This window comes from Pseudomonas sp. NPDC088429, from assembly GCF_044753305.1.
In the GTDB taxonomy this organism is placed as follows: domain Bacteria; phylum Pseudomonadota; class Gammaproteobacteria; order Pseudomonadales; family Pseudomonadaceae; genus Aquipseudomonas; species Aquipseudomonas rustica.
In genome coordinates this window covers 61,913-74,918 of sequence record NZ_JBIVMX010000026.1, presented here as the reverse complement: position 1 = coordinate 74,918, position 13,006 = coordinate 61,913, and the positions used below count along the sequence as shown (strand labels likewise).

At 59.1% G+C, this 13,006-nt stretch carries 12 protein-coding genes; 9 read left to right on the top strand and 3 right to left on the bottom strand.

Features of this window, described 5'->3' with window-relative positions:
- Positions 1 to 342 precede the first annotated feature (342 nt).
- Complete coding sequence (locus tag ACIP66_RS15310; RefSeq protein WP_038360740.1) at positions 343 to 1,836, bottom strand: CoA-acylating methylmalonate-semialdehyde dehydrogenase; 1,494 nt, start codon at positions 1,834 to 1,836, stop codon at positions 343 to 345.
- A 76-nt stretch (positions 1,837 to 1,912) separates the two neighbouring features.
- Positions 1,913 to 3,262, bottom strand: coding sequence for an aspartate aminotransferase family protein (locus ACIP66_RS15305; RefSeq protein WP_159815753.1), 1,350 nt, complete (start codon positions 3,260 to 3,262; stop codon positions 1,913 to 1,915).
- 138 nt (positions 3,263 to 3,400) lie between these two features.
- On the opposite strand from ACIP66_RS15305, the gene ACIP66_RS15300 reads away from it, so the two are divergent.
- The 7 genes from ACIP66_RS15300 to ACIP66_RS15270 all read left to right on the top strand — a co-directional run bounded on the left by ACIP66_RS15300 (position 3,401) and on the right by ACIP66_RS15270 (position 11,382).
- Positions 3,401 to 4,321 carry a LysR family transcriptional regulator gene (locus tag ACIP66_RS15300; protein ID WP_053116962.1) on the top strand — a complete coding sequence of 307 codons (921 nt, stop codon included), beginning with the start codon at positions 3,401 to 3,403 and terminating at the stop codon, positions 4,319 to 4,321.
- A 143-nt stretch (positions 4,322 to 4,464) separates the two neighbouring features.
- The gene (locus ACIP66_RS15295; RefSeq protein ID WP_400648997.1) at positions 4,465 to 5,853 is read left to right on the top strand and encodes a uracil-xanthine permease family protein; all 1,389 of its coding nucleotides are present in this window, start codon (positions 4,465 to 4,467) and stop codon (positions 5,851 to 5,853) included.
- A gap of 88 nt (positions 5,854 to 5,941) precedes the next feature.
- Positions 5,942 to 6,592 carry a TetR/AcrR family transcriptional regulator gene (locus tag ACIP66_RS15290; RefSeq protein WP_158959276.1) on the top strand — a complete coding sequence of 217 codons (651 nt, stop codon included), beginning with the start codon at positions 5,942 to 5,944 and terminating at the stop codon, positions 6,590 to 6,592.
- 7 nt (positions 6,593 to 6,599) lie between these two features.
- Positions 6,600 to 7,181: an IMPACT family protein gene (locus ACIP66_RS15285; protein ID WP_400648993.1), complete on the top strand. Its 582-nt coding sequence runs from the start codon at positions 6,600 to 6,602 to the stop codon at positions 7,179 to 7,181.
- A gap of 607 nt (positions 7,182 to 7,788) precedes the next feature.
- Positions 7,789 to 9,336, top strand: coding sequence for an ABC transporter ATP-binding protein (locus tag ACIP66_RS15280; protein ID WP_400648991.1), 1,548 nt, complete (start codon positions 7,789 to 7,791; stop codon positions 9,334 to 9,336).
- A gap of 13 nt (positions 9,337 to 9,349) precedes the next feature.
- Complete coding sequence (locus ACIP66_RS15275; protein WP_212551557.1) at positions 9,350 to 10,456, top strand: ABC transporter permease; 1,107 nt, start codon at positions 9,350 to 9,352, stop codon at positions 10,454 to 10,456.
- Positions 10,456 to 11,382 (top strand): ABC transporter permease, encoded by a 927-nt coding sequence (locus tag ACIP66_RS15270; protein ID WP_008088667.1) that lies wholly within the window; start codon positions 10,456 to 10,458, stop codon positions 11,380 to 11,382. The genes ACIP66_RS15275 and ACIP66_RS15270 overlap by 1 nt, the downstream gene beginning before the upstream one ends.
- Before the next feature lie 41 nt (positions 11,383 to 11,423).
- Here the strand turns inward: ACIP66_RS15270 and ACIP66_RS15265 are convergent, their stop codons facing one another.
- A complete protein-coding gene (locus ACIP66_RS15265; protein WP_400649000.1) occupies positions 11,424 to 11,855 on the bottom strand; it encodes a hypothetical protein in 432 nt (143 codons plus the stop codon).
- Between the two features lie 83 nt (positions 11,856 to 11,938).
- Here ACIP66_RS15265 and ACIP66_RS15260 point away from each other — a divergent pair, with 83 nt between their 5' ends.
- Complete coding sequence (locus ACIP66_RS15260) at positions 11,939 to 12,289, top strand: MerR family transcriptional regulator (RefSeq protein ID WP_400648989.1); 351 nt, start codon at positions 11,939 to 11,941, stop codon at positions 12,287 to 12,289.
- Positions 12,290 to 12,314: 25 nt separating this feature from the next.
- Entirely contained in the window at positions 12,315 to 12,998 is a 684-nt protein-coding gene (locus ACIP66_RS15255; RefSeq protein ID WP_400648987.1) for an SDR family oxidoreductase, read from the top strand.
- Positions 12,999 to 13,006 lie beyond the last annotated feature (8 nt).

Below are 13,006 nucleotides of genomic sequence, written 5' to 3'. Positions count from 1 at the left end.
TTTTCAGAAGTTTTCGAAGAATTCTTCAACAACTTCAACCACTTGCGCTTCAGATCTCTCGTCAGCGGGAGGCGAATTCTACAGCGTTACACGCTACTGTCAACACCTCTTTTTCAACTTCCTTTTGGCTTCGATGAACTGAAGCACTTGCTGTCGAAAACTGCGTAACTCATTGAATTTCAAGGAGTTTTCCGTTTCGACCGCGCCGGAAGTGGGCGAATTATAGACGTCTGGGATCTGCCGTCAACGTCTATTTTCATATTTCTGTCACATTGGTCAAAAAAGCCCGCAAACACGAAGGCCGACCCCAAGGGGTCGGCCTTCGTTGCCCTGCCCTTCTACTTACAAGCTAGGGAAGGCGAACTGCGAAGCCTCGTGGCTCGCACGCTGCGGCCAGCGCTGGGTGATCGCTTTGCGGCGGGTGTAGAAGCGCACGCCGTCCGGGCCATAAGCGTGGAGGTCGCCAAACAGCGAACGCTTCCAGCCGCCGAAGCTGTGATAAGCCACCGGTACTGGCAGCGGCACGTTGACGCCAACCATGCCGACTTCGATCTCGTCGCAGAACAGACGCGCCGCTTCACCGTCACGGGTAAAGATGCAGGTGCCGTTTCCGTATTCGTGATCGTTGATCAGTTGCATGGCCTCTTCCAGGCTGTTCACGCGAACGATGCACAGTACCGGGCCGAAGATCTCTTCCTTATAGATGCGCATTTCCGGGGTGACGTTGTCGAACAGGCAGCCACCGAGGAAGAAGCCTTCTTCATGACCAGCGACGCTGAAACCACGACCGTCGACCACCAGGGTCGCGCCCGCTGCCACGCCGTCATCTACGTAACCGCTGACTTTGTCGCGCGCCTGACCGGTGACCAGTGGGCCCATGTCCAGACCGCACGAAGTGCCGGCACCGATTTTCAGCGCCTGAATCTGTGGCACCAGTTTCGCCACCAGCGCATCTGCAACCTGGTCGCCAACACACACGGCAACAGAAATCGCCATGCAGCGCTCGCCGCACGAACCGTACGCCGCGCCCATCAGTGCGCTGACCGCGTTATCCAGATCGGCATCCGGCATCAGTACTGCATGGTTCTTCGCGCCGCCCAGTGCCTGCACGCGTTTGCCGCGCTTGGTGCCTTCGGCGTAGATGTACTCAGCAATCGGCGTCGAACCAACGAAGCTCAGCGCTTTGACTTCCGGCGCTTCGATCAACGCGTCCACGGCAGTCTTGTCACCGTGCACCACGCTCATTACGCCTTTCGGCAAACCGGCTTCCAGTAGCAGCTGAGCGATCAGCAATGTCGAGCTCGGGTCACGCTCGGACGGCTTGAGGATGAAGCAGTTGCCGCAGACGATCGCCAACGGGTACATCCACAGCGGCACCATGGCCGGGAAGTTGAACGGGGTGATACCGGCAACGATGCCCAGCGGCTGGAAGTCCGACCATGCGTCGATGTTCGGGCCGACGTTGCGGCTGTACTCGCCCTTGAGGATTTCCGGGGCGGCGCAGGCGAACTCGACGTTCTCGATGCCGCGCTTCAGTTCACCGGCGGCGTCTTCGAGGGTCTTGCCGTGTTCTTCGCTGATCAGTTGCGAGATGCGCGCTTCGTTCTGCTCCAGCAGTTGCTTGAAACGGAACATCACCTGGGCACGTTTGGCCGGTGGCGTGTTGCGCCAGGCCGGGAACGCAGCCTTGGCGGCATCGATGGCTTTCTGGATGGTTGCCTGGCTGGCCAGTGGCAGCTTGTGGATAGCCTGACCGGTGGACGGGTTGAACACATCAACCGCACGACCGTTCTCGGTCACCAGTTCGCCATTGATCAAATGCGGAATAACGCTCATCGAAAACTCCTGAATTCTTGTGCGCAGACACCCGCAACAGGCGCCTGCTATTTGTATAGCTATATAGAAGGAAAAATCAGTCGAGCTTGTTCAGCACTTCGCCGACCGCGTCGAACAGGCGATCGAGGTCTTGCGGCTTGCTGTTGAAGGTTGGGCCGAACTGCAGGGTGTCGCCGCCGAAACGTACGTAGAACCCGGCTTTCCACAGAGCCATGCCCGCTTCGAACGGACGCACGATGGCGTCGCCGTCACGGCCGGCAATCTGGATCGCACCGGCCAGACCGAAGTTACGAATGTCGATAACGTGCTTGGAGCCTTTCAGACCATGCAGCGCGTTTTCGAAATGCGGCGCGACTTCCGCGACGCTCTGCACCAGGTTTTCTTTTTGCAGCAGGTCGAGTGCCGCCAGGCCAGCGGCGCAAGCCACCGGGTGTGCCGAGTAGGTGTAGCCGTGCGGGAATTCCACCGCGTATTCTGGCGTCGGCTGATTCATGAACGTCTGATAGATCTCAGAGCTGGCAATCACCGCGCCCATCGGGATCGCGCCGTTGGTGACTTGCTTGGCGATGCACATCAGATCCGGGGTCACGCCGAAGGTGTCGGCGCCGAACATATTGCCGGTACGACCGAAACCAGTGATCACTTCGTCGAACACCAGCAGGATGTTGTGCTGATCGCAGATCTCGCGCAGACGTTTCAGGTAACCCTGTGGCGGTACCAGCACGCCAGCGGAACCGGCCATCGGTTCAACGAATACCGCAGCGATGTTCGAAGCATCGTGCAGTTCGATCAGCTTCAGCAGCTCATCGGCCAAAGCGATACCGCCCTGCTCCGGCATGCCACGGGAGAACGCGTTGCTTGCCAGCAACGTGTGCGGCAGGTGATCGACGTCCATCATCGACTGACCGAACAGTTTGCGGTTGCCATTGACACCGCCGAGGCTGGTGCCGGCGATATTCACACCGTGGTAACCACGGGCACGGCCGATCATTTTGGTTTTGGTCGCCTGACCTTTCAGGCGCCAGTAGGCACGCACCATTTTCACGGCGGTGTCGGCGCACTCGGAGCCCGAGTCAGTGAAGAACACGTGATTCAGATTACCTGGGGTCAACTCGGTGATTTTCTCGGCCAGTTGGAACGACAGCGGGTGACCGTACTGAAAGCCCGGCGAGTAATCGAGGGTGCCCAATTGCTTGGAGACTGCTTCCTGAATTTCCTTGCGGGTGTGACCGGCGCCGCATGTCCACAGACCGGACAGCGAGTCGTATACCCGGCGGCCCTTGTCGTCGATCAGCCAGCTGCCTTCGGCGCCAACGATCAAACGCGGATCGCGCTGGAAGTTACGGTTGGCGGTGTAGGGCATCCAGTGCGCGTCCAGCTTCAGTTGGCTGGCCAGTGGCGACTGAGCGTTTTCAGGCATGTTCATCGGGCAAAACCTCGCAGGGCATAAGCGTCAGGGAGATAAAAAGCGTTGTTGCAGCTAAATTGCCACGGCGATAAAGTCGGTGAAATCCAACTCTTCTAACCTTCAGTTAGAACTCCGCTAAACAATGAGAACAATAAGATGAGCAGCCGCCGCCCCGATCCGCTGGCCCAGGTCAGTGACTTTGATATTCGCCTGCTGCGGATTTTTCGCAGTGTGGTGGAGTGCGGTGGCTTCTCGGCGGCGGAGACTGTGCTCGGCATCGGTCGCTCGGCGATCAGCCAACAGATGAGTGATCTGGAGCAGCGCCTCGGTTTGCGTTTGTGTCAGCGTGGTCGCGCGGGGTTTTCGCTGACCGAAGAAGGTCGCGAGGTGTATCAATCAGCCTTGCAACTATTAAGTGCGCTGGAAAGTTTTCGCACCGAGGTCAACGGCCTGCACCAGCATTTGCGCGGTGAGCTGATCATTGGCCTGACCGACAACCTCGTCACCCTCCCCCACATGCGCATCACCCACGCCCTCGCGCAGTTGAAGGAGCGCGGGCCGGATGTGCAGATTCAGATCCGCATGATTGCGCCGAACGAAGTCGAGCAAGGTGTGCTCGATGGCCGCCTGCATGTCGGCGTGGTGCCGCAGGCCAGTGCGTTGTCGGGACTGGAATATCAGCCGCTGTACAGCGAGCGTTCGCTGCTTTATTGCGCGGTGGGGCATCCGTTGTTTTATGTTGATGACAAGCAACTGGATGACGAACGCTTGAACAGTCAGGACGCGATTGCGCCAACGTTTCGTTTGCCGGCGGATATTCAGGCGCACTACCAGGCACTCAATTGCACGGCCAGTGCTTCTGACCGGGAAGGCATGGCGTTTTTGATTTTGACCGGGCGTTACATTGGGTATCTGCCGGATCATTACGCCAGTCTTTGGGTGCAGCAGGGGCGTTTGCGTGCCTTGAAAGCAGGGACGCGGTTTTACGATTTGAGTCTGGCATCGGTCACGCGCAAGGGGCGGCGCCCTCATTTGGTGCTGGAGAGCTTTTTGGAGAGTTTGGCGGCGACGCGTTGATCGGGATTGCGATGTTGGTGAAGTACAGCAAGATCAAGGGATCGCAGCCTTCGGCAGCTCCTACAGAGAAAATAAGTTGAGCAAGTGGACAGGTTTTTGCAGAGGGGGAATTACTTCGTTCCTCTGATAAGAAGCCTTAAGCCATGCAGCCAGATTCCGCACCGTCCAGCGACTTGATCTACGGCCTCAACGACCGCCCCAAACCACTCGCCGCCACCCTTGCCGCGCTGCAACACGTGCTCGCCAGTTTCGTCGGCATCATCACCCCGCCATTGGTGATTGGTTCGGCCCTCGGGCTGACCGCGTATTTGCCGTACCTGATCAGCATGGCGTTGATGGTGTCGGGCGTCGGCACCTTTATTCAGGCGCGGCGGCCGTTCGGCATCGGCGCCGGGATGATTTGTCTGCAAGGCACCAGTTTCGCCTTTCTCGGTGCGGTGCTGTCGGCCGGGTTTCTGGTCAAGCAACGCGGCGGCAGCCCGGAAGACATTCTGGCGATGATCTTCGGCGTGTGCTTTTTCGGCGCGATGGTGCAGATCGTCCTCAGCCGTTTCATCGGTCAGTTGCGTCGAGTCGTAACGCCGCTGGTGACCGGGATCGTTATCACCCTGATCGGCATCAGTCTGATCAAAGTCGGTATCACTGATCTGGGCGGCGGCTTCAACGCGCCGGACTTCGGTGCGCCGGGCAATCTGGCGTTGGGCGTGTTCGTGCTGATGACGATCATTCTGCTCAACCGATCCAACACGCCGTGGGTGCGCTTGTCGGCGATCATCATTGGTCTGGTGCTCGGCAGTCTGGCCGCGTGGTTCAGTGGGAAACTGGTGCCGCAGCCGTTGCCTGACTTGCCGCTGGTGAGTTTTCCTACCCCGTTCAAATTCGGATTCAGCTTCGACTGGACAGCTTTCCTGCCGGTCGCGCTGATTTATCTGATCAGCACCATCGAAACCGTCGGTGACCTCACCGCCAACTGCATGCTCGCCCGTCAACCTATCAGCGGCCCTTCATATATAAGCCGCCTGCGCGGTGGCGTGCTCGGTGATGGCGTGAGCTGCATGATCGCCGCGACCTTCAGCGCTTTCCCCAACACCACGTTTGCGCAGAACAACGGCGTGATCCAGTTGACCGGCGTCGCCAGCCGCTACGTCGGGCTGTACATCGGCGCGATCCTGTTTTGTCTCGGCTTGTTTCCGATGATCGGCGCGGTGCTGCAACAGATTCCGAAACCGGTATTGGGTGGCGCGACTCTGGTGATGTTCGGCGCGGTGGCCGCGGCCGGCGTGCGCATCCTCGCGCAGTCGTCGCTGGATCGGCGCAGCATGCTGATCATCGCCACTTCGTTCGGCGTCGGCCTGGGCATCGCCGCACAACCGAACCTGCTGCACCTGCTGCCGAAACTGGTGCAGAACCTGTTCGACTCGGCGATCACCAGCGGTGGCCTGACCGCAATCATCCTGTGCCTGTTGCTGCCGGAGTCGAAAACCGCAGCCACTGAAACCCACGCGCCGCTGAACAAGATCGAACAGGCGTAACGGTTTTATCGCGCAAAGACTTGTCGGATGCCTGTGGGTGCGCTATCAACGCAACTGGTAGCGCCCACAGACAAACCCGGAAGTGCCTATGACCTTTGAAGTCCCAGCCCACGGCGGCAAACCCGCCAGCCGCATTCGTCAGAAGAACGAAGAGACCATCCTCAAAGCCGCCGAAGACGAGTTCGCCCGTCACGGGTACAAAGGCACCAGCATGAACACCATCGCCCAGAATGCCGGGTTGCCCAAGGCGAACCTGCATTACTACTTCACCAACAAACTCGGTTTGTACGTGGCGGTGCTGAGCAACATCATCGAGCTGTGGGACAGCACCTTCAACACGCTCACCGCCGAGGACGATCCGGCCGAGGCGCTGACCCGCTACATCCGCGCCAAGATGGAATTCTCCCGACGCCAGCCGCAAGCCTCGCGAATCTTTGCGATGGAAGTGATCAGCGGCGGCGAATGCCTGACCGAATATTTCAATCAGGATTACCGCGCCTGGTTCACCGGCCGTGCGGCGGTGTTTCAGGCGTGGATCGATGCGGGCAAAATGGACGCGGTTGATCCGGTGCATCTGATTTTCCTGTTGTGGGGCAGCACCCAGCACTATGCCGATTTCGCCACGCAGATCTGTCGCGTCAGCGGTCGCAGCAAGTTGACCAAGCAGGACATGGAAGACGCCGGCAACAACCTGATCCGCATCATTCTCAAAGGCTGCGGCCTCACTCCTTCTGTATAAGACGTTTATGCCTTTCACCCTCAGCGGTTTTTGCGAGTACCGCGAAGAGATTCGCAAAAGCCGCTTTATCACTTTTGCCGCACCGATCGGCAGTCCTGCTGATGCGCAGGCGTTTTTCGAGCAGCACAGCGATTTGAATGCTTCGCACAATTGCTGGGCATGGAAACTCGGCGATCAATATCGCAGCAATGACGATGGCGAACCGGGTGGTACTGCTGGGCGACCGATATTGGCGGCGATTGAAGCGCAGGATTGCGATCAGGTCGCGGTGTTGGTGATTCGTTGGTACGGCGGGATTCAACTGGGGACTGGCGGGTTGGCCCGGGCCTATGGCGGTGGTGCGAACAAGTGTTTGCAGACGGCGGCGAAGGTTGAGTTGATCAGTCGGGTGGCGTTGAGTTGTGCCTGCGGGTTTGCCGAGTTGGCTTTGGTGAAGTTGCGGGTGGCGGATTTGGGTGGGTTGGTTGTTGAGGAGAATTTTACGGCGAATGGGGTTGAGTTGAAGTTGGCGGTGGGTGAGGCGCAGATTGCGGTGTTGCAGGGGCAGTTGGCGGATTTGAGTCGTGGGCGGATTTTGTTGCAGCGGTGAAGCAAGGTCAAAAGATCGCAGCGTTCCGCAGCTCCTACAATTGAAATGCGTTTCCCTGTAGGAGTTGCCGAAGGCTGCGATGTTTTGGGGCGGATGCGAAATTTCATATTCCGCAAACTTGCCCACAGCTGCTGTGCACCCGACTGTGGATAACCTGAGCACATAACGCTGTAACCCTTCTGTAACGTGGCTTTGCGCGGTTTGTTCACTTTTCGTTCAATTTGCCCGACGAAATGTAATTTCCAAGCAGAAACAATCAGTTAGCCGCGATTATCACGATTAGAAGAAAGCACCACAGTGCTTATGCCCGGCGTTTCGGCTTGCGCACAATAACTGTGGAGCAACCTGTGGATAACCCGTTCATGACCGCCGCAGTCGCAGGTTCTGCCTAGCTCCCACGGGTTTGCTCGTTTTTTGATCAGTTGCGGCCGGGCAAAACTGGAGCCCGATCAACACCTTTGCTCCGATTTGGTGCTGCAAATCCCGCCGATTTTCAGCGCAATGCTCTGCGCCGAGCGCTGCCACCCGCAGCCCGCTCGGGTTCCTGACTCAATGGCCAGGAAATTGCTTTATCCACAGGCACAACTCCAAGCAAGTCGAGCCTGTCATGCCAATTGCTTCTACTCCTGCGCGCCTGCAACTGCGCCACATCAGCAAACGTTATCCCGGTTGTCTGGCCAACGACGCCATCGACCTGAGCATTGCGCCCGGAGAAATTCACGCACTGCTCGGTGAAAACGGCGCGGGCAAAAGTACGTTGATGAAGATCATCTACGGCGTCACCCAGGCCGACGCCGGGGAAATGCTTTGGCAGGGCCAGCGAGTCAACATTCGCAATCCGGCGCAGGCACGGCATTTGGGCATCGGCATGGTGTTCCAGCACTTCTCGCTGTTCGAAACCCTCAGCGTCGCGCAGAACATCGCGCTGGCGATGGGCGCCAAGGCTGGCACACCGAAACAACTGGAACCGAAAATTCGCGAAGTGTCGCGCCGTTATGGCATGGCGCTGGAGCCGGAGCGACTTGTTCACAGCCTGTCGATCGGCGAGCGGCAACGGGTGGAAATCATTCGCTGCCTGATGCAGGACATTCGTCTGCTGATTCTCGACGAACCGACGTCGGTGCTGACCCCGCAGGAGGCTGACGAGCTGTTCATCACCCTGCGCCGTCTCGCCGCCGAGGGCTGCAGTATTCTGTTTATCAGCCATAAACTCGGCGAAGTTCGCGCGCTGTGTCACAGCGCGACGGTTCTTCGCGGCGGGCGCGTGGCCGGGCATTGCGTGCCGGCCGAATGCTCGGATCAGCAGTTAGCGCAGTTGATGGTTGGCGAAGCGGCGGCGTTGATTGGTGACTATCCGAAAGTCAGCGGCGGCGCGGCGTTTTTGCAGGTGAAGGGCTTGAGCTGGCACAACCCCGATCCGTTTGGTTGTTCGCTGACTGACATTGATGTGCAGGTACGCAGCGGTGAAATCGTCGGTATCGCCGGGGTCGCGGGCAATGGCCAGGATGAGTTGCTCGCCCTGCTCAGCGGCGAACAAACCTTGCCTCGTGCGGAGGCCGCGACCATTCGATTCGCCGAGCAACACGTCGCCGATCTGCGCCCGGATGCACGACGCAAATTGGGCTTGGCGTTCGTCCCCGCCGAGCGCCTCGGCCACGGCGCGGTGCCGGAATTGAGTCTGGCCGATAACGCTCTGCTCACCGCGTTCCAACAAGGCTTGGTCAGCCACGGTTTGATCGAACGCGGCAAAGTCGAAGCCCTCGCCCAACAAATCATTCAGCGCTTCGGCGTGAAAACCCCGGACGCGCAAACCGCTGCGCGCAGCCTGTCTGGCGGCAACTTGCAGAAATTCATCCTCGGCCGCGAAATCCTTCAGCAACCGAAACTGCTGATCGCTGCGCACCCGACCTGGGGCGTCGACGTCGGCGCCGCCGCGACCATCCACCGTGCGTTGATCGCGTTGCGCGATGCCGGTGCGGCGATTCTGGTGATTTCCGAAGACCTCGACGAACTGTTCCAGATCAGCGATCGCCTCGGCGCGTTGTGCGGCGGACGCCTGTCGGCGTTGCACAACACCGGCGACACGCAACTCAGTGATGTCGGCGGCTGGATGGCCGGCCAGTTCAACAACCCACCTTCAGCCGCCACGGTTTAACGGAGTTTCAAACATGCTGCTTTCCCTCGAACCCCGTGGCCAGCAATCGCGCTTGATGCTGTGGTGCTCGCCGTTACTGGCGGCGGCGCTGACGCTCGGTTGCGGCTCGCTGCTGTTTATCGCCCTCGGGCATGACCCGCTGCAAACCTTGCATACGCTGCTGATTTCACCGGTCAGCGATTTGTATGGCGTCTCTGAATTGCTGGTCAAAGCGTTGCCGATTCTGCTCTGCGCTTTGGGTCTGGCGGTGGCGTATCAGGCGCGGATCTGGAACATCGGCGCTGAGGGACAATTGCTCCTCGGCGCACTCGCCGGCAGTGCCTTGGCGGTGAACATCATCGACATGCAAAGCCGTTGGGCGCTGGTGTTGATTCTGCTAACCGGCACCCTCGCCGGCGCGGCGTGGGCCGGGCTGACCGCGTGGTTACGCACACGTTTCAACGCCAATGAAATCCTCACCAGCATCATGCTCAATTACATCGCGCTGAATCTGCTGTTGTTCTGTGTACACGGGCCGCTGAAGGATCCGGCCGGATTCAACTTTCCCGAGTCGGCGATGTTCGGCGACGCCAGCCGTTTGCCGTTGCTGATGGAGGATGGCCGCGTGCACGCCGGGGTGTATTTCGCCCTTCTCGCACTGGTCGCGGTGTGGGTGTTGTTGCAGAAAAGCTTTGTCGGTTTCCAGATCAAAGTGCTCGGGCTGGACAAGCGTGCGGCGGGGTTTGTCGGCTTTCGCGAGAAGCGTTTGATCTGGCTGGCGCTGTTGATCAGCGGCGGCTTGGCTGGGCTCGCTGGCGTCTGTGAAGTCACCGGGCCGATTGGCCAATTGGTGCCGCAGGTGTCGCCGGGTTACGGCTATGCGGCGATTACCGTGGCGTTTCTTGGCCGACTGAATCCGATCGGGATTCTGTTCTCCAGTCTGTTGATGGCGCTGCTGTACATCGGTGGCGAGAGCGCGCAAATGACGATGAATCTGCCGCAGGCGATCACCCAGTTGTTCCAGGGAATGATGCTGTTTTTCCTGCTCGCCTGCGACGTGCTGATCCTCTATCGGCCACGCCTGAACCTGCGCTGGGTGAAGCGCACGTCGACCACCGCCGTAACCGCCGGAGCGCTGTGATGGATATCGATCTGTTGAGCAATATTTTCTACGCCATGGTGCGATGCGGCACGCCGCTGTTGCTGGTGGCGCTGGGTGAACTGATCTGCGAGAAGAGCGGTGTGCTCAATCTTGGGCAGGAAGGGATGATGCTGTTTGGCGCGGTGATCGGTTTTATCGTCGCGCTGAACAGCGGCAACCTGTGGCTTGGCGTGTTGTTGGCGATGTTGGCCGGGATGTTGTTGTCGTCACTGTTTGCTTTGGTGGCGCTGGTATTCAATGCCAATCAAGTGGCGACCGGTCTGGCTCTGACGATTTTTGGTGTCGGGCTGTCGACCTTTGTCGGCGCGGCCTGGGTGGGGAAACCACTGGCCGGTTTCGAGCCGTTGGCGATTCCTTATCTGAGTGAAATTCCGCTGATCGGGCGGATGCTGTTTGCGCAGGATCTGCTGGTGTATCTGTCGTTCGCGCTGTTTGCGCTGGTGGCGTGGGTGATCATCAAAAGTCGTGTCGGGTTGATCATTCAAGCCGTGGGTGAGAACCCGGATGCGGCCAGTGCGATGGGCTTGCCGGTGTTGACCGTGCGTACTCTAGCGGTGCTGTTTGGTGGAGCGATGGCCGGGTTGGCCGGGGCTTATTTGTCGCTGGCGTATACGCCGATGTGGGCGGAGAACATGACCGCCGGGCGTGGCTGGATTGCTTTGGCGCTGGTGGTGTTTGCCAGTTGGCGGGTGTGGCGGTTGTTGCTCGGGGCGTATCTGTTTGGCCTCGCCAGCATCCTGCATTTGGTCGCGCAGGGGTTGGGGCTGGCGATTCCGTCGAGTTTGCTGGCGATGCTGCCGTATGTGGCGACGATTTTGGTGTTGGTGTTGTTGTCGCGGGATGCGGTGCGTACAAGATTGTATGCACCGGTTTCGTTGGGGCAACCTTGGCAGGCCGGGCATTGATGCGGTGACCTTGTTGGCCCTATCGCGGGCAAGCCTTGCTCCTACAGAGAGCGTCTTGCATCACCTGTAGGAGCATGGCTTGCCAGCGAAGGCGCCCTCACAGGCAACACCTGAGCAATGCCCCACGCCAGTTCAAAGACCAGGAAAACAATCAGAATCGAACTGGCACCGTGCAGCAAGGCATACCCCTGCCAAGCCGCAAACAAAAACCGCGCCACCGCGTCATACCGTCCATAAAGCGCCTGCGGATCACGAATCCGCAGCACCGCCCACACGCACACCACCGACCCCAACAGATTCGCCATCAACATATGCACAGGCTGAAACGCCGGCAATTCGCCGGGCAAATCCAGTGCGCTCAACAACCCGTGCACAAGCGCAAAACTCCACGGCGTGGCAAACGCTGCCGTGACGATCAAGTCATACCAGGCGCTGCCGCGAACCACGTGGCGATACTGCGTTGAAGTCCACATCATCCATGCTCCAGAAATTCAGGGAGCAAGCACGGTAAAGCCTGGAGTATGCTCCAGGGTCAATAGCCCTTTTGAGAGTCGCCATGCGCATCGGTGAATTAGCCCTGGCCAGCGCCGTCAGCCGTGACGCCCTGCGTTTCTACGAGCAGCGCGGGTTGATTGCGGCGCAGCGCAGTGCCAATGGTTACCGCGACTATCCGCTGGAGATGGTGCAACTGGTGCTGTACATCAAAACGGCGCAGCGCCTGGGATTTACCCTCGGCGAGATCGGTGACAGTGTCGCGGCGTTGTGGAACGCGCCCGATCCGGACAACGCCGTGGCGCAACTTCTGCGCGACAAACTGCAACTGATTGAAACCCGCATGAGCGAACTCGACGTGCTGCGGCAAGAGCTGCAACTTCGGCTCGGTCAGGCCTGTCCATTGAATCCATGATCCTCATTCATCAAGGAAGCCCCTCATGTCTGCAAAAAACGCACTGATCATCGGCGCCTCCCGGGGCCTTGGCCTCGGTCTGGTGAAAACCCTGCTGGCTGATGGCTGGCAAGTCACCGCCACCGTGCGCAATCCTGCCAATGCCGATGCGCTTCAAGCATTAGGCAAGGTGCGGATCGAGAAGCTCGACATGGACGATCAGCAAGCGATGATCGCCCTGAGCCAACAGCTCAAAGGCGAAACCTTCGACCTGCTGTTCGTCAACGCTGGGGTCAAAGGCCCGGCCGATCAGACCCCGGGCGGCGCGACATTGGCTGAAGTCGGTCAGCTGTTTTTCACCAACGCGGTGGCGCCGATCAATCTGGCGCAGCGTTTTGTCGGGCAGATCCGCGAAGGCAGCGGTGTGCTGGCGTTCATGAGTTCCGGGCTGGGCAGCGTGACAGTGCCGGACGCGCCGGAACTGGCGCTGTACAAAGCGAGCAAGGCTGCGCTGAACTCGATGACCAACAGTTTTATCACGCAATTGGGCGAGCAGAAGATGACCGTGTTGTCGCTGCATCCGGGTTGGGTGAAGACGGACATGGGTGGCGAAGGCGCGGATCTGGATGTGGAAACCAGCACCCGTGGCTTGGTTGATCAGGTGAATGCGTACACCGGCAAGGGCGGGCATCACTTCATCAATTACAAGGGTGAAACCATTCCCTGGTAATTGATGAT

What these genes read in the sequence shown, in the direction of transcription:
- ACIP66_RS15310 (WP_038360740.1), bottom strand. Translation starts at nt 1,836, where the DNA reads ATGAGCGTTATTCCGCATTTGATCAATGGCGAACTGGTGACCGAGAAC.
- ACIP66_RS15305 (WP_159815753.1), bottom strand. Translation starts at nt 3,262, where the DNA reads ATGAACATGCCTGAAAACGCTCAGTCGCCACTGGCCAGCCAACTGAAG.
- ACIP66_RS15300 (WP_053116962.1), top strand. Translation starts at nt 3,401, where the DNA reads ATGAGCAGCCGCCGCCCCGATCCGCTGGCCCAGGTCAGTGACTTTGAT.
- ACIP66_RS15295 (WP_400648997.1), top strand. Translation starts at nt 4,465, where the DNA reads ATGCAGCCAGATTCCGCACCGTCCAGCGACTTGATCTACGGCCTCAAC.
- ACIP66_RS15290 (WP_158959276.1), top strand. Translation starts at nt 5,942, where the DNA reads ATGACCTTTGAAGTCCCAGCCCACGGCGGCAAACCCGCCAGCCGCATT.
- ACIP66_RS15285 (WP_400648993.1), top strand. Translation starts at nt 6,600, where the DNA reads ATGCCTTTCACCCTCAGCGGTTTTTGCGAGTACCGCGAAGAGATTCGC.
- ACIP66_RS15280 (WP_400648991.1), top strand. Translation starts at nt 7,789, where the DNA reads ATGCCAATTGCTTCTACTCCTGCGCGCCTGCAACTGCGCCACATCAGC.
- ACIP66_RS15275 (WP_212551557.1), top strand. Translation starts at nt 9,350, where the DNA reads ATGCTGCTTTCCCTCGAACCCCGTGGCCAGCAATCGCGCTTGATGCTG.
- ACIP66_RS15270 (WP_008088667.1), top strand. Translation starts at nt 10,456, where the DNA reads ATGGATATCGATCTGTTGAGCAATATTTTCTACGCCATGGTGCGATGC.
- ACIP66_RS15265 (WP_400649000.1), bottom strand. Translation starts at nt 11,855, where the DNA reads ATGTGGACTTCAACGCAGTATCGCCACGTGGTTCGCGGCAGCGCCTGG.
- ACIP66_RS15260 (WP_400648989.1), top strand. Translation starts at nt 11,939, where the DNA reads ATGCGCATCGGTGAATTAGCCCTGGCCAGCGCCGTCAGCCGTGACGCC.
- ACIP66_RS15255 (WP_400648987.1), top strand. Translation starts at nt 12,315, where the DNA reads ATGTCTGCAAAAAACGCACTGATCATCGGCGCCTCCCGGGGCCTTGGC.